We start from the raw sequence: 22,547 nt of genomic DNA, 5'->3' as shown, positions 1-22,547 counted from the left end.
AGAAGCAGCGTTACCGACGAATCAGATCGGAGAGGCGGTCGGTGATCCCGACGTCGGCGCCGAGTTTCAGGTAGTAGGCGTCGCCGCCGTCCTCGTAGTAGTCGTCGATGCGGCGTTTGATCTCGAACCCGAGGTGTTCGTAGAACTGGAGGGCGTTCTCGTTGCTGGTCCGCGCGTGGCAGGTGATCGTGTCGTGGTCTTCGGCGACGCGGGCGACGAGTCGCTTGCCGATCCCCTCGCCGCGGTAGGCCGGATCGACGGCCAGAAAGAGAATGTAGCCGTCGCGGCGAACGGCCGCGAAGCCGATGAGATCGCCGTCCTGAACGTAACAGTGGACCTTCGAGCGTCGATACGCGTCGGTAAAGAACTTGCGCCGCTGTTTGAGCACCCCCTCCTCCTCGTTGATCCGCTCTTTGAGCTCCCAGGCATCCTCGACGTAGTCGTCACTCCCCGGCGTGACGACCCGACTGTCGATGTTGACGCTCACTACCAGACGGTAACATCGTCGTCAATATAATTCCTCCGGCAGCGATCGCAACCGCCTCTGTTCGTCGGTCTCCGTTCCGGTCGTCGGCGAATTCGTTGACCGCCGATTTCGCTGATTCGGTCCGCAACCGGAGCCCGTGCGCATGACACACGCTAACGCGGCTGTCAGTCGATCTACCGATGGATCTCGCGGGCGGCCGCGGCGACGATCAGGCGCTCGAGACCGGAAGCGACGGGCATACGGTACCGGCCGCCGAACCGCCGAGCGATGGGCTACGAACTGCGCGATCACACGGCCGACGTCGCGGTCGCGGCGACCGGCGACTCGCTCGAGGAGGTCTTCGCGTCGGTCGCGGACGGGCTCGCGGCCGCGTCGTGCGACGAGATTCCGGCCGCGGACGCGGACGAGGACGGGAGCGGCGACCGGTTTTCCTTTGCCGTCGCCGCCGAGAACCGCGACGCGTTGCTGTTCGACTATCTGGACGAGGTGATCTACCTGCGCGACGTGCGCGCGGAACTGCCGGTCGACCACCGCGTCGAGGCGATCCGCGAGCCCGGCGAGGCGACCGACGACGAGACGGACGACGACCGCTGGTCCCTCGAGGCAACCGCCCGCGGCGTCCCGCTCGGCGAGATCGACGCCCGCGAGGTGAAGGCCGTCACTTACTCCGAGATGGAACTCGAGCGCCGGGACGACGGCTGGGGAGCGTACGTCGTCTTCGACGTGTAAGGCGGCCGTATCGCCTGCGCCGGAGACGTTCGCAAATACTTATGCAAACAGCATTAGAAGATCGCGGACGTGCCGCCCTCTATCCCCTTCATCGACCGAGATACCGGAACGCTGGATACGACCGAAATTATCCTCGAGGCGATCCCGCTCGCCAAACTCGTCGGCGGGATCGTTGCGGTCGCACTCGTCCCGTTCGCGATGGCGTTTCTGCTTCGCGGATCGGTGCTTCTCGGTGCGCTTTTCTCCGCCCTCGGGCAGTTCGTCCTCGCCGTCGGGGCCGGAATCGTCCTCATCTACGCGATCGTTCGCGCGCTGCAACTCGCGGACGGAGAGTACGCGGCCGATCGGTAGCGCTCGCTGCTGCATGTTTTTTCCGCTCGCTCGAGGAACGGACCGCCGTCCGGCCGTGACTATTTGGCGCCGATCCGCGTACCCTCGAGACGTGACTCCGTCCGGACTCTCGCCTCGAACCGACGCCGGTCGAACGCTCTCGAGGGCGATCCGATGCGTGCTAGTCGCCGTCTGCGTCGGAACCGCCGCAGTCGGCACCGCAAGTGCCCACGAGGAGTACGTCGTCGACGACGAACACGCGGTCGACCTCGGGGAGTTCCTGACCGAGGCGGTCACCGACCCGCTCGTCGTCGGACCGTTGCTGGGCGGCGCGCTCGCCGTCCTCGCGCTCGTCGGCGGCTACCTCGCCGTTCGACCGTTCCGGCGAGACATTACTGCGTTTCGGACCGCGATGGACGAGTACCGCGCGTACGTCCCCTGGCTCCTGCGGATCTCCTTCGGCATTCCGCTGATCGGGGCAGGGTTCAGCGGTTACTTCATCAGCCCCGCAGTCGAGGTCGACCTCCGACTGCTGCAGGTGGCGCTCGGCTTTCTCCTGCTGTTCGGGCTGGCAACGCGGCTCGTCGCGCTGATCGGCCTCGTCGCCTACCTCGTCGGCCTGATCCGCTGGCCGACGCTGTTGTTGCAACTCGAGTTCGTCGGCGGTCTCGCAGCGATCGCGCTGGTCGGGAGCGGCAAGCCGAGCGCCGATCACGTCCTCCAGCAGGTTGCGGGCACGTCGGGGACGGTCTACCGGCAGTTCGATCCGGTCCACCGTCGGGCGCAGGCGTTCCAAGCATGGATCAAGGCGTACGAGCGCGTGTTCCCGACGATCACGCGGGTCGGCCTCGGCGCGACGTTCGTCGTTCTCGGCGTGGGCCAGAAGCTCCTCCGGCCCGGAATCGCCCTCGCGGTCGTCGAGCGGTACGACCTGACGGCGGTCGTTCCCGTCGCGCCGGAGTTGTGGGTGCTCGGCGCGGGGCTGGCCGAAACGGCCCTCGGGCTGGCGCTCATCCTCGGCCTCTTCACTCGCGCGACCGCCGTGACCGCGATCGGAATGTTCACGCTCACGCTGTTCGCGCTGCCCGACGATCCCGTCCTCGCCCACGTCGGGCTGTTCGGGATGGCGTCGGTCCTGCTCATTACGGGAAGCGGCCCCTATGCCGTCGACGAGTACCTCGAGACCCTCATGGGCGATACCGAGCCCACGGACGCCGCACAGGCCGAGGTCGCCGACGTGCCCTGAGAGCCCGTCGCGCCGCGATCGCCGTGCGAACCGCTCCCGACCCACCGCGGGAGACGAACGTTCTTTCACCGTCCGGAGCGGACGCTCCCGTATGAGCAAGCCCACGTTCGACGCGGACGGTATCACGCTCGAGCAGGTGCGCGAGTTCGTCTGGGAGATTCCGCAGGAGGGCGACATGCGCACACCCGCTCGAGTGCTGGCCAGCGAATCGCTCCTCGAGGAGATCAAGGAGGACAAGACGCTCGAGCAACTCAAAAATACGACCCACCTGCCCGGGATCACCAACTACGCGATCTGCATGCCCGACGGCCACCAGGGCTACGGCTTCCCCGTCGGCGGCGTCGGCGCGCTCGACGCCGAGAACGGCTGTATCTCGCCGGGAGCGGTCGGCTACGACATCAACTGCGGCGTCCGGATGATGCGGACGAACCTGACTTACGACGAGCTCCAGGGTCGCGAGGAGGAACTCGTCGACTCCCTCTTTGCCAATATCCCGTCGGGCCTCGGCGGCGGCGGCATCGTCGAGGCCGGCGTCGACACCGTCGAGGAAATCTTAGAGCGCGGCGTCGACTGGGCGCTCGAGAACGGTCACGCCGTCGAGGAGGATCTGCTACACTGCGAGGACGAGGGGATGCGCGCGGGCGCCGACGCCGACAAGGTCAGCCAGAAGGCCAAGGACCGCGGGAAGAACCAGATCGGCTCGCTGGGCTCGGGCAATCACTTCCTCGAGGTACAGCGCGTGACCGACGTCTTCGACGACGACGTGGGGGAGGCGTTCGGCCTCGAGGAGGACCAGATCGTCGTCCTGATCCACTGCGGCTCGCGCGGGCTGGGCCACCAGACGTGCAACGATTACCTTCGCAAGATCGAACAGCAACACCAGGGCCTGTTGAACCAGTTGCCGGACAAGGAACTGGCCGCGGCGCCCGCAGGGTCGCAGCTGGCGGAGGACTACTACGCGGCGATGAACGCGGCGATCAACTTCGCGTGGGTCAACCGCCAGCTGATCATGCACCGCACGCGGCAGGTCTTCGAGCGGGTGTTCGATCGATCCTGGGAGGAGATGGACATGCACCTGCTGTACGACGTGGCCCACAACATCGCGAAGAAGGAGACTCACACCGTCGACGGTGAGGAGCGCGAGCTCTACGTCCACCGCAAGGGCGCGACGCGCGCCTTCCCTGCCGGCCACCCCGAAGTCCCGAAGGCCTACCGCGACGTCGGCCAGCCGGTCATCATCCCCGGCAGCATGGGCGCCGGTAGCTACGTCCTGCGCGGCGGCGAGAACTCGATGGACCTCACGTTCGGCTCGACCGCCCACGGCGCGGGCCGGCTGATGAGCCGCACGCAAGCGAAGAACGAGTTCTGGGGCGGCGACGTGCAACAGCAACTCGAGGAGCAGGATCGGATCTACGTGAAGGCCCAGTCGGGCGCGACGGTCGCCGAGGAGGCGCCGGGCGTCTACAAGGACGTCGACGAGGTCGTCCGCGTCTCGGACGCGCTGGGGATCGGCGACAAGGTCGCCCGGACGTTCCCCGTCTGCAACATCAAGGGCTGAATCCCACTACTTCAGTCGGAACGGATTCTCGTCGTCTCCGTCCGTTCCGTCCTCGCCGTTTTCGTCGCTCACGTACGGTTTCCGCGCCGTGATCGTCACGGTCGCCTCGGGGTCGTCCTCGTCGGCCCACGGGCTGTCGTAGGCCGATATCTCGAGGTCGGTAACGTCCCAGCCTTCGTTTTCGACGAGTTCGACGAGCCGGCGCTGGTCCGCGAGCATGTCCTCGTCCATGCGTCCCCGTTCGTCGGTGAGCGGGGTAGGTCTTCCGCCGGCGCGCGGCCGAGTACGATCACGCGATCTCCCGCGATCCCCGCGTCGGTGCTACCGACGAGTGGCGTCACGCTCCCTCGCGTTCCGGCCCGATGCTGACCACCTCCTCGACGAGCGTCCGGTGGGCCCGCCGGAGCCGCTCCGACAGCGCCTGGTGGGAGACGCCGAGTTCGTTCGAGAGATGCTCCATGTCCATATCGCGGGGAATCTCGTAGTAGCCGCGCTCGAGGGCTGCGACCAGCGTCTCGTACTGGGCGTCGGTCAGGTCGTACCGGTTGTGCCGATCCTCCTCGACGCGGTGGATCTTCTGGATGCTAACGGATATCCCCTCGTCGGTCGCGAACTCGTAGACGTTCGACAGCGACTCGCGCTCGGGAAAGAGCACCCGAAACTGCCACTGGGTGCCCTCGACCCACGCGTCGAGCACCGTCGCTTTCTCCTCGGTTAGCAGGCGGATCATCACGGTCACGTCGTCGACCCAGTTCATTCGGTAGAGCCGCTCGTCGTCGAGGTCGGTCAGCAGTTCGAACGCCTCGACGCTCGGATCGGCCTCGAGGCGGTCGGCGACGACCGACAGCGTCGACTCGTCGCCGGAAAACCAGACGTAGGGCATGACGTGGTCTGGATCGTAGGCGACGACGCGCTCGATTTCGACGTCGACGTCGCCGCTCTCCTCGAGCGTATGGCGCAATGCGAACTCCGCGGCGGGAATGGCGAGTTTGGCAATCGTACTCATGGGGTTGTGAACCACGCCCTCCCTCAAGAGTGCTATACCCGGTCCGATCCTGTCATGGACCGAAACGTTCGTCCGTGATAACTGGACGAGCGACCGCAGCGGCCGCGATACGAAACCGAAATCGGTTACGGAGGGCGGAAATACCCGGCGAGTTTAAGCGGATCCGACTGCAATTGCGTAGCATGCTCACCGACGAGTTCGGACGCGAGGTCACGGGCGTCCGCGTCTCCCTTACCGATCGGTGCAACTTCGACTGCGTCTACTGTCACAACGAGGGGTTGGGTGACACGCGGGGACCGATGGATCCGCAGGACGACGAGATGGACACCGACGACGTCGTCCGGTTTCTCGAGGTCGCCGCCGAGTTCGACGTCGACGCCGTCAAATTCACCGGCGGCGAGCCGATGCTCCGCCAGGATTTAGAGGAGATCATCGAACGCACACCCGATCAGATGGAGGTCTCGCTAACGACCAACGGCACGTTCCTGCCGGGCCGCGCCGAGGACCTCGTCGACGCCGGCTTAGAGCGCGTCAACGTCTCTCAGGACGCGCTCGATCCCGCAGACTTCGCCGAGATCACCAAAAGCGGCGCCTACGAGAAGGTTCTCGAGGGGGTCGACGCCGCGCTCGAGGCCGGCCTAGACCCGGTCAAACTCAACATGGTCGTCTTCAAGCATACGGCGGGCTACGTGCCCGAGATGGTCGACCACGTCGCGAAACACGACGGCCTCCAGCTCCAACTCATCGAGTACATGCCGGAGCTAACCGGCAAACCGGAGTGGAACATCGACATCGAGCGGGTTCACAACTGGCTCGAGGAACGGGCCGTCGAGGTCGAACACCGTGAGATGCACGACCGACGGCGGTACTGGATCGCCGAGGGTGCAGTCGACGACGAGGACGCCGGCGACGTGACACTCGAGGCCGCGGACCGATCGGAACTGGGGATGGTCGAGATCGTCGACCCCGTCGAGAACCCGACGTTCTGCGCGAACTGCCACCGGGTTCGGGTCACCCACGAGGGCTACCTGAAGGGCTGTCTCAACCGCAACGACGACCTCAAGTCGATGGGCGAGATGACCAAACCCGAGATCCGCGAGGCCTTCCGCGAGGTCGTCGCGAACCGCGTCCCCTACTACGGCGAGTACATGGTCAAAAACGACGACGGCGAGTGGGTGGTCAACGACGAGTACATCGAGAAGTACGCGCAGGCCTGATCGCTCGCTTCTCCGCCGTTCCCACTGCTCCTTTCTCCGCTCGAGTCACCGCCGCCGCGATCGACTCGAGCGGCCCGACCGCCGCGTTCCCGAACCGTCGCGGCCCGATCCGAGCCCGACCGTCACGAGCAACCCGGCGACCAGCAGCAGGACGACCGCCGCGACCGGCTGGCTGCCCGCTCCGGCGACGTACACCGCGTAGCCGATCGTCCCCGTCACCAGCCCGACCAGCAGACTCGAGACGATCGCGACCGCCTCGAGGCGGATCGTCCGCGCTTCGCGTCCGAGTTGCTCCCCGACGTCGATCGCGGTGTGGGCGAAGTCCCACGCCAGCACGGTCGCGATCGTCCCGACGATCGTGGCCGCGACGGGCGTCGCCTCGAGGCCGCCGGCGACGACGCCGAAGAAGAGCGCGACCGCGCCGACGTCGGCCGCCGTCCGGTGGCCGAGGACGAGCGCAGCGGCGAGGGCGAGCGCGCCGACGGCGCCGAACGCGAGCCCGGCCGGCGCAGCGGCGCCGGCGAAGACGGCGACGAGGGCGGCCAGCGCGGCGGCGACGCTCGCGACGCGAGTCGGTTTGCGCGTGATATCGACGCTGGCGCCGTCCGCGACCTCGTCTTCGCCTTCGGTCTCAGCCCGGTCGCGGTCGCCTGCACTGTCGTCGCTCGGCGTCTCGATCGCCGTGTCGGTCGCCGCCGTCGCGCCGCTCATGCGCGACCACCCCCGCGAGCGTAGCGCGCGAACACGTCGTCGATCGTCTCGTCGGCCGGCCAGTCGATCACCGGAATCCCGATCCGCTGGAGGTCGAATCGCCGAACGCGGCGGGCGACGGACGCGAGCTGGTGGCCCGCCGTCCGGTCGGCCGTCGGATCCGGACTGACGACCGTCACGGGGTGGCCCCGCGACTCGAGTCGCCGCGCGATCGTGACGGCGCCGGTATCACAGAGCGGCGTCAGCAGGACGATCTGCGTTTCCGCCGAGAGCCGGCGCCGGATCGTCCGGAGTTGCGGGAGCCAGCGGCTCTCCGAGCGCGGCGGCGTCGAATCGAACTGCGGATGGGTCGCGAGCAGGTCCTGGAATCGGATCTCGTGGTGGCGGCCCGACGCCGGCGCGAGCCAGCACGGGTCGGCGTCGCTCGGCGCGCCGGCCTCGAACTCGCGGCCGATCGGCCCGAGCGCCGCGAGCCCCACGGTGTCGCCGTCGGCCAGCAGCGAGGCGGCGATCCGCCCCGCGGCGGCGACCGAGCGGTCGACGGCGTGAGTGCCGTCGGGGTCGGGCGCGAGAAACGCCGCCTTCCGCGCGTCGATCAACACGACCACGCGGGCCGCCCGCTCCTCGTGGAACTCGAGAGTTGCGAGTTCGCCGGTCTTCGCGCGGCGGTTCCAGTCGACCCGCGAGAGCGGGTCGCCGGCGCGGTACTCCCGCACCGAGTGGAACGTCGTTCCGGACCCGCCCTCGTCGGTCGTCAGGCGCCCGGCGAACGACGCCGCGGTGGCCCGCAGCGGCACCGGCGCCTCGATCGGCCGCAGCGTGGGTTCGCAGACGACGGTGGTCTCGCTACCGACGAGGAACTCCCGCTCCCGCGACCGCGAGACGTCCCGGACGATCGCGAGCGCGGGGTCGAACTCGTGGGTACCCCGTCGGACGGCGACGGTGTACTCGAGCGCGACCGACTCGTGGGGTCGCAACGCGGTTCCGAGCCGGTTCGAACCCTCGATGACGGCCAGCCCCGGCGGCACGCCGTCGACGAGCCGGAGGTCCGGAACGAACCGCCCGCTCTCGTTGGTGATCGTGACGGTGACGTCGATTTCGTCGCCCGGTTCGGGGTCGTCGTCGCTCAGTTCGCGCGCGATGGCGAGATCCAGTTCCGGGGGTTCGAACGCGCGGGAGAATCCCGCGTAGCCGACGCCGACGACGCCGGCGAGCACGACGCCGGGCGATTCCGCGAGCGCGCCGATCCCGACGGCGAAGAGCGCGACGACGCCGATCCCGGTCCAGTAGTTCGTCGACCGCTGCGCGGACGGTTCGACGCCGGACACCGATCTGGCGGTCGTCCGCGAGTCGCCGCCGGTGCGGTCGATCCGCTCGTCCTCGTAGGCGGGCAGCGGCCTCGAGTCGCCGTCGGCGCCCGCGTTCTCGTTCGCGTACCCGATCGCGACGATGGCGGCGACGGCGTGGCGGACGCCCGCCTGGAACGACGTGTCGCGACCGGGGTTCAACAGCCGCGGGAGCCAGTCGCCGAGCGACGCGGACGTGTCCTTCCGTTCCGAGAGGAACCCGGCTGCCGTCGCGTCGTCCGTCCAGGAGCCGTCTTCGAGCCGATCGGCCGCTTCCTCCGCCGAGTATCCGCCGAATCGGGTGAGCGCGGCGATCGCCGCGAGGCGCAGCCCGCCGGCGATCCGTCGGCTGCCGGCGGAGTACTCCCCGGCCATCGTTCGGAACTCGCCGATCGCGTCGGAGACCGTCGCACCGGGTGCGGGTACCGGCGTTCGGTGCTCCGGCGTCGGCGTCTCGGCCTGACGCCGCACGCCGCGCCGTCGGAACACGGCGACGACGCCGATCCCCGTGGCGAGGAGGCCGACGACCAGGACGACCCAGCCGTCCAGCGGGACGGCGACGACGCCGGCACTGATGGCGATCGCGCCGACGAACGCAACCACGCCGAGGACGAGCGCGAGTCGGCGGCCGGTTATCGTCGTCATCGCCCGCCACCTCCGCTCGCGTCCCTACCCGTTCCCGCGTCGTCGGTTCCGCCGTCCGTCCGATCGCCTCGCTCGTCCCCGGCCGCGTACTCGTCCTCGATCCGCCGCAGCACGTCGACCGCGCGCGTTTCCATCTCGGAAGTCGTCTCGACGTCGCCGTATCGGACCTCTTCGAACAGTCGGGTAAGTTCGCCCACGTACTCGCGATCGATCCCCGCCTCGACCGCGGCCGTCGCGAACTCCCGCGGCGTGCTCGAGTCCGGCCGGTCGACCTCGAGGAGGGCGGTCATCTCCTTCCAGGCGCGGTAGATCTCGTTGTCGACGTCGGTCGCTGCGCCGTCGATCCGATCGGCCGCACGTCCGGCTGCGCTGCCGACGGCGGCGGCCTCGGTCCCCGACTCGTCGGGCTCGTTCTCGACGACGGGTGGCGCGTCCGATTCCGAGTTTCCGCCGCGTCGGCTCACGAGGAGCCCGCCGACGAAGATCGCGGTGATAACTGAGAGGACGAACAACAGCGGGCCGGTCGAGAACGAGTCGGTCTCGCCCTCGCCGGAGCCGAAATCACCCCCGCCGCTCGAGTTGTTCACCGTCGCCGGCTCCTCGATCGGCTGGGCGTCGAGCTCGGGCGAGAACCCCTGAAACAGGAACGCGAACAGGAGGGCGCCGACGAGGCAGACGGCCAGCACGACGGCGATCATCTTGACCGCGTCCCGACGGTACGCGAGTAGGTACCAGACGAGCGCGACCGCGATGATGATTAGCACAGCGTACACGAGATACTCGAGGAACGGCGGCGCATCGCCGCCCGCGACGGGCTGGGTGGGCATCGGCTGTTGGCCGGGACCGCCGCCCTCTCCGGGGCCGACACCCTCGGAACCGCCGGTCTCGAGCGGATTTTCGATCGTCGCGGCTGCGAGCGCAATTGCGGCGATCGCACTGACCGCGGCGAGGAGTCGAACGAGACGTGTATTGCTTGACACGTGTTGACACCACCTTCTGCCGCTTCACTAATAAGTTGTATTCATCGAATGAACGGTGTCGGGTCGTCGAGAGTTTGCGTCGATCGATCGGCGGCGTCGATTCGGTCGGCCCTCGACGACCGTCGACTCCGTCGCTCGATCACGAGGACCCGAGCGACGGGAAAACGATCGTGTGGTACCGTCGGCCACCCGTTACTTTCATTCGTTGCGCTTAAGTACCAGACGGGAGTACGTTCGAGTGCGATACGTGTAGGGGAGCGATCCCCGAGTCCGAGAGGGCGATGATAGCACACGGTGTCGTGGTAGCCAAGCGGCCCAAGGCGCATGGTTGCTAACCATGTGGCGTCAAGCCTCCGGGGTTCGAATCCCCGCCACGACGTCGGACTTACCGGACTGACGTTTTCCGTCAGTCGTTTGCACCGCACGCAGACCAGACACACATACCCAACATATGAGCGCGGAAGAACCCCAAGAACAAGAGGAGGACGAAGACCTTCAGTACTTCGTCCGCATCGGTCAGACCGACCTTGACGGGACGAAGTCCGTCGAGCGCTCGCTGACGGAGATGAACGGGATCGGTCACCGGACCGCCCGGATCATCGCCCAGGAAGCGGGCGTGGACCGAACGGCGACGTTCGGTCGACTCGACGACGACGTCATCGACGAGGTCGTCGAACTCGTAGAGAACTACGCCGACGAAGTTCCCGACTGGCTCAACAACCGGCCGGAGGACTTCTACACCGGCGAAACGACCCACGAGATCGGCAACGATCTCGAGCTGACCCGGCAGCACGACATCAACCGGATGAAGATGATCGACTCCTACAAGGGCGTTCGCCACAAGCGCGGCCAGAAGGTCCGCGGCCAGCGAACGAAGTCCACCGGTCGTACGGAGGGCACCATCGGGGTCAACGTCGAAGAGATCCGCGAAGAACAGGCCGAAGAGGCCGCCGAAGAGGGTGAGGGCGAATAATGCCGCTCGGAACGAAGACCAAGCAGTACGAGACTCCGAACCACCCCTACCAGGGTGAGCGCATCGCCAACGAACACTCCCTTATCGACCGCTACGGCCTAAAGAACAAGGAAGAGCTCTGGCGAGCGCAGTCCGAGCTTCGCTCCTACCGGCGCGAGGCTCGCGACCTGCTCGGTCAGGCTCAGGGCGACGAGACCGTCCAACGACGCTCCGAGGAGTTCCTCGGTCGACTCAAGCGCGTCGGCATCCTCGACGAAGCCGACGAGCTCGGCGCCGTCCTGTCGCTCGAGGTCGAAGACATCCTCGAGCGCCGACTCCAGACGGTCGTCTACCGGAAGGGACTGGCCAACACGACCCAGCAGGCCCGCCAGTTCATCACGCACGGCCACATCGTGGTCGACGGGCAGCGCCACCGGGTTCCGTCCTACGTCGTCGACGTCGACGAGGAGGACCTCGTCGAGTTCGACGAGACGAGCCCGCTTGCGGACGAACTCCACCCCGAACGAGCGGAGGGTCAGTAAACCATGAGTCAGGACGACGAAAAGTGGGGCATCGCCCACGTGCACGCATCGTTTAACAACACCGTCATGACCGTGACGGACCTCACCGGCGCGGAGACGATCGCCAAGTCCTCCGGCGGGACGGCGGTCAAGCAGAACCGCGACGAGGCGTCGCCGTACGCGGCCATGCAGATGGCCGAGTCCGTCGCCGAGGAGGTCAAGGCTGCGGGCATCACCGGACTCCACGTGCGAGTCCGCGGCCCCGGCGGCAACCTCCAGAAATCCCCCGGTCCCGGCGCGCAGGCGACGATCCGCGCGCTTGCCCGCTCGGGCATCGAAATCGGGCGCATCGAGGACGTCACGCCGATCCCGCACGACGGATCGCGCGCACCCAAAGGCAAGGGCGGCTACTAGACCATGAGCGAAGAGTACGACGTCGAGTTCGTCGAACGCGACGACCGCGAGGCGCGGTTCCTCGTCCGCGGCGTGACGCCCGCGTTCGCCAACGGCATCCGCCGCGCGATGCTCGCCGACGTGCCGACGATGGCGATCGACACCGTTCGCTTCGTCGAGAACTCGTCGGTGATGTTCGACGAGCAACTCGCCTTGCGGCTCGGGCTCGTCCCGCTGACGACCCCGCCGGAAGACGAGTTCGGCGAGGACGCCACCGTCACGCTCTCGATCGACGTCGAAGGGCCCGCAACCGCCTACTCCGGCGATCTCGAGTCCAGCGACGAGCTCGTCCAACCCGCGGACGAGAACGTTCCGATCATCGAACTCAAGGACGACCAGCGCCTCGAGGCCGAGGCCGACGCCGTACTCGATCGCGGGAAGGACCACGCCAAACACCAGGGCGCGGTCGCGGTCGGCTACCGACACCTCCAGCGGGTCGTCGTCGAAGACGACCTGCCGGAGTTCGAGGAGTCCGAGGCCCAGATCGTCCGCGGCGTCGTCGAGGACGACGGCGAACTCGTTCCCACGAGCGAGTTCGACCACGACCTCTCGAACCGCTACCCCGACAAGCAGGTGTCGGTCGAGGACGTGCCCAACGCCTTCGTCTTCCACGTGGAGACGGACGGCTCCTTCACCGTCGAAGAGCTCGTGACTCGAGCCGCCGAGACGATCGAATCGCGCGCAACTGAACTCGAAGAAGCGGTACAGCTTTAGACGAACATGACCCGACGCCCCCGACCCATCGTGTCTGCGTGTCTGCGCGAGGACGGCACCGTCCGTTCCGGCGCCGTGAGCCGCGAGGCCGGGACGGCAGCGTCCTCGTTCGATGGAATCGAAAGGGGTTTGAAGGGGCGACGGGTACACGGAAGTGCGAGCAGGGATAGCCAAGTCAGGCCAACGGCGCAGCGTTCAGGGCGCTGTCTCGTAGGAGTCCGCAGGTTCAAATCCTGCTCCCTGCATCAATCCCACTTCCGTTTCTCTCACATCGGTACCACGCGACCGACGAGCGTTGCGACCGGTCGGGGTCGGCTTCGACCTCTCGGACGCAGTGCTCGAGTCGTCGGTCGTCGGTATTGCAGTCACCGTCACAGACACAATCACTACAGTCGCGGTTGCCACACGACGTGTCGCAACCGCTCGCAGTTATTTGGAGGATACCAATGAGTAGCAAAACGAATCCGAGGCTCACTGATCTCATCGCCGAGCTGAAGTCGACGTCCCGCGAGACGGACGCCGACGTCTGGCGAGACATCGCGGATCGACTCGAGAAGCCCCGGCGCACCCACGCTGAGGTTAACCTGGGCCGCATCGAGCGATACGCACGCGAAGAAGAGACCGTCGTCGTTCCCGGCAAGGTGCTGGGTTCGGGCGCACTGCAGAAGTCGGTCACCGTCGCAGCCGTCGACTTCAGTTCGTCGGCCGAGACGAAGATCGATCAGGTCGGCGAGACCGTACAGCTCGAGCAACTGCTCGAAGAGAACCCCGAAGGATCCGACGTGCGGGTGATCGCATGAGTGTGAACATTTCCGACTTCGACGCCGACGTCGTCGTCGACGCCCGGGACTGCATTCTCGGTCGCGTCGCCAGCGAGGTCGCCCAGCGCGCGCTCGACGGCGAGCGCGTCGCGGTTGTCAACGCCGAGGACGCGATCATCACCGGCGACAAGGAAGACATCTTCGAGACCTACCGAACCCGGCTCCAGCTGGGTTCCGACAGCGGCCCCTACTACCCGAAGCGACCGGACACGATCTTCAAGCGGTCCATCCGGGGCATGCTGCCGTACAAGAAGCCGCGCGGTCGCGAGGCGTTCGAGAACGTCCGCGTCTACGTCGGCAACCCCTACGAGGACGAGCAGGACGCCCAGATCCTCGAGGGAACGTCGCTGGATCGGCTTTCGAACATCCGCTTCGTCCAGCTGGGCGAAGTCGCGGACCAACTGGGTGCTAACGTCACATGGTAACCAACACGAGTGGCAAGAAAAAGACGGCCGTCGCTCGCGCCACCGTGCGCGACGGAGAGGGTCGCGTGCGAATCAACTCCAAGCCGGTCGAGCTGGTCGAGCCGGAGATGTCCCGGCTCAAGATGCTCGAGCCGTTCCGCATCGCGGGCGAGGACCTGCGAAGCGAGATGGACATCGACGTCCGCGTCGAGGGCGGCGGTATCAGCGGGCAGGCGGACGCCGTCCGCACCGCCATCGCACGCGGTATCGTCCAGCACACGAACGACGCCGAGCTCCGGGACGCGTTCATGGAGTTCGACCGTTCGCTGCTGGTCAACGACGTTCGCCAGTCCGAACCGAAAAAGTGGGGCGGCCCGGGCGCTCGGGCGCGCTACCAGAAGTCCTACCGCTAAGGTGATCCACTCATGATGGTACCGGTCCGGTGTTTCACCTGTGGCAACGTCGTCGGCGAACACTGGGAGGAGTTCGACGAGCGAGCCAACGAGGGCGACGAGGATCCCGAGAAGGTCCTCGACGAGCTCGGCGTCGACCGCTACTGCTGTCGGCGGATGCTCGTCAGTCACACCGACCTCGTCGACATCGTCTCCCCCTACCAGTAACGCACCACCCAACCTATGCAACAGCAACGACACAACCGCTACGAGAAGGCGCGAATCCTCGGTGCGCGAGCGCTGCAGGTGTCCTACGGGGCGCCCGTACTGATCGAAACGGATCAGACGCAGCCGATCCTGATCGCCGCCGAAGAGTACGACGCCGGCGTGTTGCCCTTTACCGTCAAACGGGGGAACGAGTGAGATGACGCTGATCACAGACATCCGACTCCGACGGATCCTCGACTCGCGCGGCAACCCGACCGTCGAAGCCGACGTCGTCACCGAGAGCGGCGGCTTCGGCCGTGCAGCAGCACCGAGCGGTGCCAGCACCGGCGAGTACGAAGCCGTCGAGCGACCGCCGACCGAGGCGATCGCCGCGGCCCGCGAACACGCCGTCCCCCGACTCGTCGGGGAGGCTTACGCCGGTAACCAGCGCGAAGTCGATTCGATCCTGCGCGCCGCCGACGGCACCGACGACTTCTCCGAGATCGGCGCCAACAGCGCGGTCGCCATCTCGATGGCCGCCGCGAAGGCCGGCGCCGACGTGCTCGGCGCGCCGCTGTTCCAGCACCTCGGCGGCACCTTCCGCGGGGAGAACTTCCCGACGCCGCTCGGTAACGTCGTCGGCGGGGGCGAACACGCCGCCGACGCGACCGACATTCAGGAGTTCCTCGCGGCGCCCGTCGGCGCACCGAGCGTCGAGGACGCCGTCTTCGCGAACGCTGCCGTCCACGCCGAAGTCGCCGACCTGCTCGAGGAGCGCGGTCACCCCTCCGGCAAGGGCGACGAGGGCGCGTGGGCACCCTCGATCGACGACGCGGAGGCGTTCGAAATCGTCGACGAGGCGGTGTCGACGGTGCAGGACGAGGTCGGCTTCAACATCGGCTTCGGCCTCGACGTCGCGGCCGCCGAGATGTACGACGCTGACTCGGAAACCTACGAGTACGAGTCGGCCGGCATCAGCCGCGACACGGAGGAACAGATCGAGTACATCGCTGATCTCGTCGAGGAGTACGACCTCGTCTACGTCGAGGATCCGCTCGACGAGGACGACTACGACGCGTTCGCCGACCTCACCGACGAGGTCGGCGACCAGACGCTGATCTGCGGCGACGACCTGTTCGTCACGAACACCGACCGTCTCGTCGACGGGATCGATCGCGGCGCGGCGAACAGCATCCTGATCAAGCCGAACCAGATCGGCACGCTGACCGACGCCTTCGACGCGATCGAACTCGCCACGCAGAACGGCTACGACTCGGTCATCTCCCACCGCTCGGGCGAGACCGAGGACACGACGATCGCACACCTCGCCGTCGCGACCGACGCACCGTTCATCAAGACCGGTGCCGTCGGCGGCGAGCGAACCGCAAAGCTCAACGAGCTCATTCGAATCGCAGACGACGCGACATGACAGATAACGACACGACCCAAGAAGGGCTCGACGCCGCCGAGGAGGAAATCGACGAGGAGCCAGCCGAAGGGGCTGGCCCCGCCGCCGAGGAGGACGTCGAGCCAGTAGACGAACAGTCCGCAGACGCCGCGGCCGACGAGGCCGAGGCCGACGCAGAAGTAGCCGAGGAAACCGACGCCGAAGAAGCGGAAGACGCCGGTCCCACCCTCGACGACGACGTGATGTCCGACGAGGAAGCGGACCTGCTGATCCCCGTCGAGGACTACCTCGGCGCCGGCGTCCACATCGGTACCCAGCAGAAGACCGCGGACATGGAGCGGTTCATCCACCGCGTCCGGACCGACGGCCTCTACGTGCTGGACGTCTCCAAGACCGACCAGCGCATCCGCACGGCCGCGGACTTCCTCGCCAACTACGACCCCGAGCAGATCCTGGTCACCTCGAGCCGCCAGTACGGTCGCTTCCCGGCCGAGAAGTTCGCCGAAGCGGTCGGCGCTCGAGCGCGCACGGGTCGATTCATCCCGGGCACGCTGACCAACCCCAAGTACGACGGCTACATCGAACCCGACGTCGTCGTCGTCACCGACCCGATCGGCGACGCCCAGGCAGTCAAGGAGGCCATCACGGTGGGCATTCCGGTCATCGCGATGTGCGACTCGAACAACCAGGTCAGCAACGTCGACCTGGTCGTCCCGACCAACAACAAGGGTCGCAAGGCCCTCTCGGTCGTCTACTGGCTGCTCGCCAACGAGGTCCTCGACCGCCGCGGCGCCGAGCCGTCCTACGCCCTCGAGGACTTCGAGAGCTCCGTCTAACGCGGATTTAATTTCGAATCGAATCGATTGCGCTGTTCGTTTTCCCTGTTGGTCACCCCGACAGCCTCGCGTGATGCGTCCTCGAGTTGCAGCTGCATCGCCGACTGTTTCGGTGATCGCTCGAGTCGCTCGAGCGGCGTCGAACCGCGAGCGAAGGAATTACCTCGCGACCGTTCGAAGGGCGCCTATGGACTCCCTACTGTTCGACTTCGAGAAGGAGAAACTCCCCGCGCCGGTCGTCCTCGCGACGATGGGACTGATCGCGCTGTTCGCGCTCGGGATTCCGCTCCGAGTGCTAGTGACGCTGCTGTAACGACCGGTTCACCGCTCTTTCTACACAGCAGCAGTTTCCAGTAACGTCGCGACTCGCTCGGCGGCGTCGACAGCCGTTGCGCCGAACACGTAAGTGGTCGGCTCGATCCCGAACGCGCCCTGATGGTAGGCCACGCGCGGCACGTCGCCGCGCTCCGCGAAGCGATCGCGGAGGTGTTCGCCCCGGTCCTCGTAGTCGGCGTCGAACTCGAGGGGGTCGATCCCGTGCTCGCGAGCAGCGTCGAGAAGCGCGTCGTCGGTCGCGATATTGATCGCGCCGCGGATCTCTGGATCGGCGTCACTGGCCGCGAGAACGGCCGTCGCAACGTGTTTCGATGCGCCGAACTCGGGATTTGCGGGAATCTCGATCCGCCCGCCCATCGCGTAGATCCGGCCGGGGACGGCGGCGACATCCGTTTCGTCGTGCGCGTCCGGTAAGGCCATCCCCACGTTCGTGCCGACGTTCGGGATGTACTGGGCCATGCCGGGGATCGAGGCGAGCGTCCGCGCGGCCGTCCGGACGTTCGCGAGGACGTCCCGCTCGGCCCGCACGTCGGGGTCGAGCCCGCGAACGCACAGGTCACAGCCCAGCCCGCGGAGTTCGGGCATCTCCTCCTCGTGGAGTTCGCAGATGGGGCCGCGGTCCTCGAGGCTGCGGATCAGCGAGAGGAGTTCGGCCAGCGCGTCGTAGCCGTCCATCTCGCCGCCGGCGAGGCCGTCGGCGATGCGCTCGACGGTCGCGACAGTTTCGGGGTCGTCCCGAAAGCGGGCGTCCCCGCCGCCCTCGCCCCCGACGTACTTGCTGACGGCGGCCTGCGTGACGCCGAGTTCGGCGGCGATCTCCCGCTGGGTCAGCCCGCGCTCGGCGAGTTCGGTCGCGAGCATCGCCCGCACCGTCGGCAGGAACCGATCGACGACGAGTTCGCTCGGCAGTACAAGCGACATGCCTCCGCGTTCGACCGACGCCGGCTTAAGTCTGTAATTCCCGTTCCGCGCCGCCGTCCGCGAGAAGGTAGCTATTAAGCGTCGTCGTCCGAACGCTCGGATATGGCAGTCTCGAGCGCTCCCGGGAAGGTGTATCTCTTCGGGGAGCACGCAGTCGTGTACGGCGAGCCCGCCGTCCCGTGTGCCATCGAGCGACGGGCGCGGGTCGGCGTCGAGCAGCGGGCGGACAGCAAACTGCGCGTCCACGCCGAGGACCTGAGTCTGGACGGCTTTACCGTCGAGTACGGCGGTTCGACGGACGATCGACCCGACGTCGACGTCTCGGAGTCGCTGATCAGCGCGGCGATGGGCTACGTCGACGAGGCGATCGCACAGGTTCGCGACGTCACCGACGAGGACGAGGTCGGCTTCGACGTGACCATCGAGAGCGACATCCCGCTCGGCGCGGGACTCGGATCGTCGGCCGCGGTCGTCGTCGCGGCCATCGACGCCGCCGCGCGGGAACTCGGCGTTAGTCTCGAGGCCGACGAGATCGCCGAGCGAGCCTACCGAACCGAACACGAGGTGCAGGACGGGCAGGCCTCCCGCGCCGACACCTTCTGTTCGGCGACCGGCGGCGCGGTCCGCGTCGAGGGCGACGACTGTCGGTCGATCGAAGCCCCCGACCTGCCGATCGTGATCGGTTTCGACGGCGGCGCCGGTGACACCGGCCAGCTCGTCGCGGGCGTGCGCGACCTGCGCGAGGAGTACGGCTTCGCGGCCGACACCGTCGAAGCGATCGGCGACATCGTCAGGCGCGGCGAGGAGGCGCTGGCCGACGGCGACCTCGAGGAACTCGGCCGGCTGATGAACTTCAACCACGGGCTGCTGTCGGCGCTGGGCGTCTCCTCGCGCTCGCTCGACACGATGGTCTGGGCGGCCCGGGACGCCGACGCCTACGGCGCGAAGCTGACGGGCGCCGGCGGCGGGGGCTGTATCGTCGCGCTCGATCCGACGCCGGAGACCGAGACGGCCCTCTCGTTCACGCCGGGCTGCGAGGACGCCTTCCGCGCCGAACTCGCCGAAGCGGGGGTGAAGCGACTCGAATGATCGTCCTGAAACTCGGCGGTAGCGCAATCACGGACAAGGAGCGACCGGAGACGCTCGACGGCGACGCGCTCGGGCGAGCGGCCGACGCGATTAGCGCGGCGCTCGACGGCGGCGACGCCGAGGACCTCGTGATCGTCCACGGCGGCGGCAGCTTCGGCCACCACAACGCGAGCGAACACGGCGTGACGACCGCGGCGGGAACGCGCGACGCCGAGGCGGTCGCCGATATCCACGGCGCGATGAAGACGCTGAACCAGTTCGTCCTCCAGCGGCTCCTCGAGCGGGACGTGAACGCGGTGCCGGTCCACCCGTTCTCGACGGCTCGCCGCGACGCCGACGGGGCGCTTGCGCTGCCGACCGGACAGATCGAGACGATGCTCGCGGAGGGGTTCGTCCCCGTCCTCCACGGCGACCTCGTCGCCCACGCGGGCGCCGGCGCGACCGTCGTCAGCGGGGACGAACTCGTCGCCGCGCTCGCTCGTGATCTCGAGGCCGATCGGGTCGGCCTCTGCTCGACCGTTCCGGGTGTACTGGACGACGAGGACGCGGTGATCGACTGCATCACGTCGTTCGAGGACGTCGAAGCCGTCCTCGGTGCCAGCGACGCGACCGACGTAACCGGCGGCATGGCCGGCAAGGTGCGGACGCTGCTCGATCTCGAGGCGCCGGCGTCGATCTTCGGCCTCGAGGACGTCGAACCCTTCCTCGCGGGTGAGGAACCGGGGACGAAGATCGAGTTCGAGGCGTCCTAGTCGGGACATCGACGGGAACCGGCGAGTCGGACGAGGACGCCGACCCGGCTTCCGCGACCCGATCTTTTTTGCGAGGCGACGTGGCGAATCCGCGCATGGTTTCGATCGATCAAGCGACGGCGGTCGTCACTGGCGGTGGCTCGGGAATCGGACAGGAAACGGCCCTCGAGTTCGCCGAGCGCGGGGCGAACGTCGTCGTCGCGGATCTGGACGTCGACGGCGGCGAGGGGACAGTCGACTCGATCGAGGACGCCGGCGGCGACGCGATCTTCGTCGAAACGGACGTCGCCGACCCCGAGTCGGCCGCGGCGATGGTCGACGCAGCAGTCGACGAGTACGGGAGTCTCGACTGCGCGTTCAACAACGCCGGCATCGGCGGCGAGCGGGCGCCGGTCGACGAGTACGCGCCCGAGGACTGGTCGCAGGTCATCGACGTGAACCTCGTCGGCGTGTTCAACTGCATGAAAGCCGAACTCGAGCGGATGAAAGACCAGGAGTCCGGCGGCGCCATCGTGAACAACTCCTCGATCCTTGGCAAGGTCGGCTTCGCGACGTCGTCGGCCTACTCGGCCGCCAAACACGGCGTCCTCGGGCTGACGAAAAGCGCCGCGCTCGAGAACGGTGAGACCGGCGTTCGCATCAACAGCGTTTGTCCGGGCTTCATCGAAACGCCGCTGATCGAGGAGTCGCTGTCCGACGAGGAGCGAGCGCAGATCGAGGGTATGCACGCGATGAACCGACTCGGCACGCCCGAGGAGGTCGCGGCCGCCGTCGTCTGGCTGTGCAGCGACGAGGCGTCGTTCGTCACCGGCGAAGGGTTCGGCGTCGAGGGTGGCTACCTCAGTCAGTAGCGCTTCGACCTGAGGGAGTCGCCACCGTCGATCGTTCTCACCTCGAGAATCGGACAGGATCAACCCACGGTGTTTTTAACACCCGGGCGTGTAAGGGTACATACCGAGACCCGCGGGCAAGTGCGTTCGGGGCTCACGGTTGTGAGCAACGGCGGATTCGCCGTCCGAACGCATAGCGGGATGGCCGACGCGCTGTAAGACGCCGGGGCCGCATAACCACTAGTCCGCGGACCGTTTCGATGAGAGCCACGAACGCGGCTTTCAGTACAACGAACCATGGAAATCGAAATCGCAACCATAGGCGGCTACGAAGAAGTCGGACGGCAGATGACTGCCGTCCGCGCCGGCGACGACGTTGTCATCTTCGACATGGGTCTGAACCTCTCGCAGGTCCTGATCCACGACAACGTCGAAACCGAACGGATGCACAGTCTCGATCTGATCGACATGGGAGCAATCCCCGACGATCGGATCATGAGCGACCTCGAGGGCGACGTGCAGGCCATCGTGCCCACGCACGGCCACCTCGACCACATCGGGGCCATCTCGAAGCTGGCCCACCGGTACAACGCGCCGGTCGTCGCGACGCCGTTTACGATCGAACTCGTCAAACAGCAGATCGAGGGCGAGCAGAAGTTCGGCGTCGAGAACGACCTCATCAAGATGGACGCCGGCGAAACGATGTCGATCGGCGACAGCGGGCAGGTCGAACTCGAGTTCGTCAACGTCACCCACTCGATCATCGACGCGATCAACCCGGTCCTGCACACGCCCGAGGGCGCGGTCGTCTACGGGCTTGACAAACGCATGGACCACACGCCGGTCATCGGCGACCCGATCGACATGGAGCGGTTCCGCGAGATCGGTCGCGAGGGCAACGGCGTCCTCGCCTACATCGAGGACTGTACCAACGCGAACAAGAAGGGGCGCACCCCCTCCGAGAACGTCGCCCGCGAGCACCTCCGGGACGTCCTCTACAGCATGGAGGACTACGACGGCGGCATCGTCGCGACGACCTTCTCGAGTCACATCTCGCGCGTGACGTCGCTGGTCGAGTTCGCCAAGGACATCGGGCGCCAGCCCGTCCTGCTGGGCCGCTCGATGGAGAAGTACTCCGGAACCGCCGAGCGCCTGGACTTCGTCGACTTCCCCGACGACCTGGGGATGTTCGGCCACCGCAAGTCCGTCGACCGGACGTTCAAGCGGATCATGAACGAGGGCAAGGAGAACTTCCTGCCCGTCGTCACGGGCCACCAGGGCGAGCCGCGCGCGATGCTCACTCGGATGGCCCGCGGCGAGACGCCGTACCAGCTGGACGACGGCGACAAGGTCGTCTTCTCCGCCCGCGTCATCCCCGAGCCGACCAACGAGGGCCAGCGCTACCAGGCCGAGAAGCTGCTCGGCATGCAGGGCGCCCGCATCTACGACGACATCCACGTCTCGGGCCACCTCTGCCAGGAGGGCCACTACGAGATGCTAGACGCCCTGCAGCCCCAGCACGTCATCCCGGCCCACCAGGACCTGAGCGGGTTCTCGAGCTACGTCAACCTCTGTGAGAGCGAGGGGTACAAGATGGGGCGCGACCTCCACGTCACGCGCAACGGCAACCTCATCCAGCTCGTGGACTGATACTGA

Annotated in this window: 28 protein-coding genes and 2 tRNA genes; 23 read left to right on the top strand and 7 right to left on the bottom strand. The window is 67.1% G+C overall.

Annotated elements, in window-relative coordinates:
• Positions 1-10: 10 nt before the first annotated feature.
• Positions 11-487, bottom strand: a complete 477-nt coding sequence (locus tag HALXA_RS00360) for a GNAT family N-acetyltransferase (protein ID WP_013878295.1) — start codon at positions 485-487, stop codon at positions 11-13.
• A 267-nt stretch (positions 488-754) separates the two neighbouring features.
• On the opposite strand from HALXA_RS00360, the gene HALXA_RS00355 reads away from it, so the two are divergent.
• From HALXA_RS00355 to HALXA_RS00340, 4 genes are all read left to right on the top strand, one after another.
• On the top strand, positions 755-1,216 hold the full coding sequence (locus HALXA_RS00355; protein ID WP_013878294.1) for an archease: 462 nt from the start codon (positions 755-757) through the stop codon (positions 1,214-1,216).
• A 69-nt stretch (positions 1,217-1,285) separates the two neighbouring features.
• Entirely contained in the window at positions 1,286-1,567 is a 282-nt protein-coding gene (locus HALXA_RS00350; RefSeq protein WP_013878293.1) for a hypothetical protein, read from the top strand.
• 157 nt (positions 1,568-1,724) lie between these two features.
• Positions 1,725-2,792, top strand: coding sequence for a DoxX family membrane protein (locus HALXA_RS00345; RefSeq protein ID WP_013878292.1), 1,068 nt, complete (start codon positions 1,725-1,727; stop codon positions 2,790-2,792).
• A gap of 91 nt (positions 2,793-2,883) precedes the next feature.
• Entirely contained in the window at positions 2,884-4,350 is a 1,467-nt protein-coding gene (locus tag HALXA_RS00340; RefSeq protein ID WP_013878291.1) for an RtcB family protein, read from the top strand.
• 6 nt (positions 4,351-4,356) lie between these two features.
• Here the strand turns inward: HALXA_RS00340 and HALXA_RS00335 are convergent, their stop codons facing one another.
• Positions 4,357-4,581: a hypothetical protein gene (locus HALXA_RS00335; protein WP_013878290.1), complete on the bottom strand. Its 225-nt coding sequence runs from the start codon at positions 4,579-4,581 to the stop codon at positions 4,357-4,359.
• 106 nt (positions 4,582-4,687) lie between these two features.
• Positions 4,688-5,356, bottom strand: a complete 669-nt coding sequence (locus HALXA_RS00330; RefSeq protein WP_013878289.1) for a helix-turn-helix domain-containing protein — start codon at positions 5,354-5,356, stop codon at positions 4,688-4,690.
• A gap of 182 nt (positions 5,357-5,538) precedes the next feature.
• Between HALXA_RS00330 and moaA the strand changes: the two genes are divergently transcribed.
• Positions 5,539-6,573, top strand: coding sequence for a GTP 3',8-cyclase MoaA (moaA, locus tag HALXA_RS00325; protein WP_013878288.1), 1,035 nt, complete (start codon positions 5,539-5,541; stop codon positions 6,571-6,573).
• A gap of 45 nt (positions 6,574-6,618) precedes the next feature.
• On the opposite strand, the gene HALXA_RS00320 is transcribed toward moaA, so the two are convergent.
• From HALXA_RS00320 to HALXA_RS00310, 3 genes are read right to left on the bottom strand one after another with little or no spacing between them, the layout of a single operon-like run.
• Positions 6,619-7,284, bottom strand: coding sequence for a DUF7519 family protein (locus HALXA_RS00320; RefSeq protein ID WP_013878287.1), 666 nt, complete (start codon positions 7,282-7,284; stop codon positions 6,619-6,621).
• On the bottom strand, positions 7,281-9,275 hold the full coding sequence (locus tag HALXA_RS00315; RefSeq protein ID WP_013878286.1) for a DUF58 domain-containing protein: 1,995 nt from the start codon (positions 9,273-9,275) through the stop codon (positions 7,281-7,283). Before HALXA_RS00315 ends, HALXA_RS00320 begins: the two co-directional genes overlap by 4 nt.
• On the bottom strand, positions 9,272-10,255 hold the full coding sequence (locus HALXA_RS00310; protein ID WP_013878285.1) for a DUF4129 domain-containing protein: 984 nt from the start codon (positions 10,253-10,255) through the stop codon (positions 9,272-9,274). Before HALXA_RS00310 ends, HALXA_RS00315 begins: the two co-directional genes overlap by 4 nt.
• 296 nt (positions 10,256-10,551) lie before the next feature.
• On the opposite strand from HALXA_RS00310, the gene HALXA_RS00305 reads away from it, so the two are divergent.
• The 14 genes from HALXA_RS00305 (at position 10,552) to HALXA_RS22625 (ending at position 17,276) form a co-directional block, all read left to right on the top strand.
• A tRNA-Ser gene (locus tag HALXA_RS00305) sits at positions 10,552-10,634 on the top strand.
• A gap of 72 nt (positions 10,635-10,706) precedes the next feature.
• Positions 10,707-11,228 (top strand): 30S ribosomal protein S13, encoded by a 522-nt coding sequence (locus tag HALXA_RS00300; RefSeq protein WP_013878284.1) that lies wholly within the window; start codon positions 10,707-10,709, stop codon positions 11,226-11,228.
• Positions 11,228-11,749 carry a 30S ribosomal protein S4 gene (locus HALXA_RS00295; protein ID WP_013878283.1) on the top strand — a complete coding sequence of 174 codons (522 nt, stop codon included), beginning with the start codon at positions 11,228-11,230 and terminating at the stop codon, positions 11,747-11,749. Before HALXA_RS00300 ends, HALXA_RS00295 begins: the two co-directional genes overlap by 1 nt.
• 3 nt (positions 11,750-11,752) lie before the next feature.
• Positions 11,753-12,142, top strand: a complete 390-nt coding sequence (locus HALXA_RS00290) for a 30S ribosomal protein S11 (protein ID WP_006182145.1) — start codon at positions 11,753-11,755, stop codon at positions 12,140-12,142.
• Between the two features lie 3 nt (positions 12,143-12,145).
• A complete protein-coding gene (locus HALXA_RS00285; protein ID WP_013878282.1) occupies positions 12,146-12,895 on the top strand; it encodes a DNA-directed RNA polymerase subunit D in 750 nt (249 codons plus the stop codon).
• Positions 12,896-13,055: 160 nt separating this feature from the next.
• Positions 13,056-13,140, top strand: a tRNA-Leu gene (locus HALXA_RS00280).
• 201 nt (positions 13,141-13,341) lie between these two features.
• Positions 13,342-13,695: a 50S ribosomal protein L18e gene (locus tag HALXA_RS00275; RefSeq protein WP_013878281.1), complete on the top strand. Its 354-nt coding sequence runs from the start codon at positions 13,342-13,344 to the stop codon at positions 13,693-13,695.
• Complete coding sequence (locus HALXA_RS00270; protein WP_013878280.1) at positions 13,692-14,141, top strand: 50S ribosomal protein L13; 450 nt, start codon at positions 13,692-13,694, stop codon at positions 14,139-14,141. Before HALXA_RS00275 ends, HALXA_RS00270 begins: the two co-directional genes overlap by 4 nt.
• On the top strand, positions 14,135-14,533 hold the full coding sequence (locus tag HALXA_RS00265) for a 30S ribosomal protein S9 (protein ID WP_013878279.1): 399 nt from the start codon (positions 14,135-14,137) through the stop codon (positions 14,531-14,533). Before HALXA_RS00270 ends, HALXA_RS00265 begins: the two co-directional genes overlap by 7 nt.
• A gap of 12 nt (positions 14,534-14,545) precedes the next feature.
• Entirely contained in the window at positions 14,546-14,740 is a 195-nt protein-coding gene (locus HALXA_RS00260; protein WP_013878278.1) for a DNA-directed RNA polymerase subunit N, read from the top strand.
• Between the two features lie 15 nt (positions 14,741-14,755).
• Positions 14,756-14,935, top strand: coding sequence for a DNA-directed RNA polymerase subunit K (locus HALXA_RS00255; RefSeq protein ID WP_013878277.1), 180 nt, complete (start codon positions 14,756-14,758; stop codon positions 14,933-14,935).
• Position 14,936: 1 nt separating this feature from the next.
• Positions 14,937-16,148, top strand: a complete 1,212-nt coding sequence (gene eno, locus HALXA_RS00250; protein WP_013878276.1) for a phosphopyruvate hydratase — start codon at positions 14,937-14,939, stop codon at positions 16,146-16,148.
• Positions 16,145-16,963, top strand: a complete 819-nt coding sequence (gene rpsB / locus HALXA_RS00245) for a 30S ribosomal protein S2 (RefSeq protein WP_013878275.1) — start codon at positions 16,145-16,147, stop codon at positions 16,961-16,963. The genes eno and rpsB overlap by 4 nt, the downstream gene beginning before the upstream one ends.
• Positions 16,964-17,150: 187 nt before the next feature.
• Positions 17,151-17,276 (top strand): hypothetical protein, encoded by a 126-nt coding sequence (locus HALXA_RS22625; protein WP_013878274.1) that lies wholly within the window; start codon positions 17,151-17,153, stop codon positions 17,274-17,276.
• A 20-nt stretch (positions 17,277-17,296) separates the two neighbouring features.
• Here the strand turns inward: HALXA_RS22625 and HALXA_RS00240 are convergent, their stop codons facing one another.
• Entirely contained in the window at positions 17,297-18,220 is a 924-nt protein-coding gene (locus HALXA_RS00240) for a thiamine-phosphate synthase family protein (RefSeq protein ID WP_013878273.1), read from the bottom strand.
• Between the two features lie 102 nt (positions 18,221-18,322).
• Here HALXA_RS00240 and mvk point away from each other — a divergent pair, with 102 nt between their 5' ends.
• The 4 genes from mvk (at position 18,323) to HALXA_RS00220 (ending at position 22,541) form a co-directional block, all read left to right on the top strand.
• Positions 18,323-19,309: a mevalonate kinase gene (mvk, locus tag HALXA_RS00235; RefSeq protein ID WP_013878272.1), complete on the top strand. Its 987-nt coding sequence runs from the start codon at positions 18,323-18,325 to the stop codon at positions 19,307-19,309.
• Positions 19,306-20,061, top strand: coding sequence for an isopentenyl phosphate kinase (locus tag HALXA_RS00230; RefSeq protein WP_013878271.1), 756 nt, complete (start codon positions 19,306-19,308; stop codon positions 20,059-20,061). Before mvk ends, HALXA_RS00230 begins: the two co-directional genes overlap by 4 nt.
• 95 nt (positions 20,062-20,156) lie before the next feature.
• Positions 20,157-20,912 (top strand): SDR family NAD(P)-dependent oxidoreductase, encoded by a 756-nt coding sequence (locus HALXA_RS00225; protein ID WP_013878270.1) that lies wholly within the window; start codon positions 20,157-20,159, stop codon positions 20,910-20,912.
• Between the two features lie 276 nt (positions 20,913-21,188).
• Positions 21,189-22,541: a ribonuclease J gene (locus tag HALXA_RS00220; protein ID WP_013878269.1), complete on the top strand. Its 1,353-nt coding sequence runs from the start codon at positions 21,189-21,191 to the stop codon at positions 22,539-22,541.
• The last annotated feature ends 6 nt before the right edge of the window (positions 22,542-22,547 follow it).

The organism is Halopiger xanaduensis SH-6, from assembly GCF_000217715.1.
GTDB classification, from domain to species: Archaea; Halobacteriota; Halobacteria; order Halobacteriales; family Natrialbaceae; genus Halopiger; species Halopiger xanaduensis.
The sequence above is the reverse complement of the archived record's forward strand: the minus strand, read 5'-3'. Positions and strand labels throughout refer to the sequence as shown.

Coding starts and splice junctions, on each gene's coding strand:
- HALXA_RS00355 (WP_013878294.1), top strand. CDS start 755: ATGGGCTACGAACTGCGCGATCACACGGCCGACGTCGCGGTCGCGGCG.
- HALXA_RS00340 (WP_013878291.1), top strand. CDS start 2,884: ATGAGCAAGCCCACGTTCGACGCGGACGGTATCACGCTCGAGCAGGTG.
- HALXA_RS00335 (WP_013878290.1), bottom strand. CDS start 4,581: ATGGACGAGGACATGCTCGCGGACCAGCGCCGGCTCGTCGAACTCGTC.
- HALXA_RS00330 (WP_013878289.1), bottom strand. CDS start 5,356: ATGAGTACGATTGCCAAACTCGCCATTCCCGCCGCGGAGTTCGCATTG.
- moaA (WP_013878288.1), top strand. CDS start 5,539: ATGCTCACCGACGAGTTCGGACGCGAGGTCACGGGCGTCCGCGTCTCC.
- HALXA_RS00320 (WP_013878287.1), bottom strand. CDS start 7,284: ATGAGCGGCGCGACGGCGGCGACCGACACGGCGATCGAGACGCCGAGC.
- HALXA_RS00315 (WP_013878286.1), bottom strand. CDS start 9,275: ATGACGACGATAACCGGCCGCCGACTCGCGCTCGTCCTCGGCGTGGTT.
- HALXA_RS00300 (WP_013878284.1), top strand. CDS start 10,707: ATGAGCGCGGAAGAACCCCAAGAACAAGAGGAGGACGAAGACCTTCAG.
- HALXA_RS00295 (WP_013878283.1), top strand. CDS start 11,228: ATGCCGCTCGGAACGAAGACCAAGCAGTACGAGACTCCGAACCACCCC.
- HALXA_RS00290 (WP_006182145.1), top strand. CDS start 11,753: ATGAGTCAGGACGACGAAAAGTGGGGCATCGCCCACGTGCACGCATCG.
- HALXA_RS00285 (WP_013878282.1), top strand. CDS start 12,146: ATGAGCGAAGAGTACGACGTCGAGTTCGTCGAACGCGACGACCGCGAG.
- HALXA_RS00275 (WP_013878281.1), top strand. CDS start 13,342: ATGAGTAGCAAAACGAATCCGAGGCTCACTGATCTCATCGCCGAGCTG.
- HALXA_RS00270 (WP_013878280.1), top strand. CDS start 13,692: ATGAGTGTGAACATTTCCGACTTCGACGCCGACGTCGTCGTCGACGCC.
- HALXA_RS00265 (WP_013878279.1), top strand. CDS start 14,135: ATGGTAACCAACACGAGTGGCAAGAAAAAGACGGCCGTCGCTCGCGCC.
- HALXA_RS00260 (WP_013878278.1), top strand. CDS start 14,546: ATGATGGTACCGGTCCGGTGTTTCACCTGTGGCAACGTCGTCGGCGAA.
- HALXA_RS00255 (WP_013878277.1), top strand. CDS start 14,756: ATGCAACAGCAACGACACAACCGCTACGAGAAGGCGCGAATCCTCGGT.
- eno (WP_013878276.1), top strand. CDS start 14,937: ATGACGCTGATCACAGACATCCGACTCCGACGGATCCTCGACTCGCGC.
- rpsB (WP_013878275.1), top strand. CDS start 16,145: ATGACAGATAACGACACGACCCAAGAAGGGCTCGACGCCGCCGAGGAG.
- HALXA_RS22625 (WP_013878274.1), top strand. CDS start 17,151: ATGGACTCCCTACTGTTCGACTTCGAGAAGGAGAAACTCCCCGCGCCG.
- HALXA_RS00240 (WP_013878273.1), bottom strand. CDS start 18,220: ATGTCGCTTGTACTGCCGAGCGAACTCGTCGTCGATCGGTTCCTGCCG.
- mvk (WP_013878272.1), top strand. CDS start 18,323: ATGGCAGTCTCGAGCGCTCCCGGGAAGGTGTATCTCTTCGGGGAGCAC.
- HALXA_RS00230 (WP_013878271.1), top strand. CDS start 19,306: ATGATCGTCCTGAAACTCGGCGGTAGCGCAATCACGGACAAGGAGCGA.
- HALXA_RS00225 (WP_013878270.1), top strand. CDS start 20,157: ATGGTTTCGATCGATCAAGCGACGGCGGTCGTCACTGGCGGTGGCTCG.
- HALXA_RS00220 (WP_013878269.1), top strand. CDS start 21,189: ATGGAAATCGAAATCGCAACCATAGGCGGCTACGAAGAAGTCGGACGG.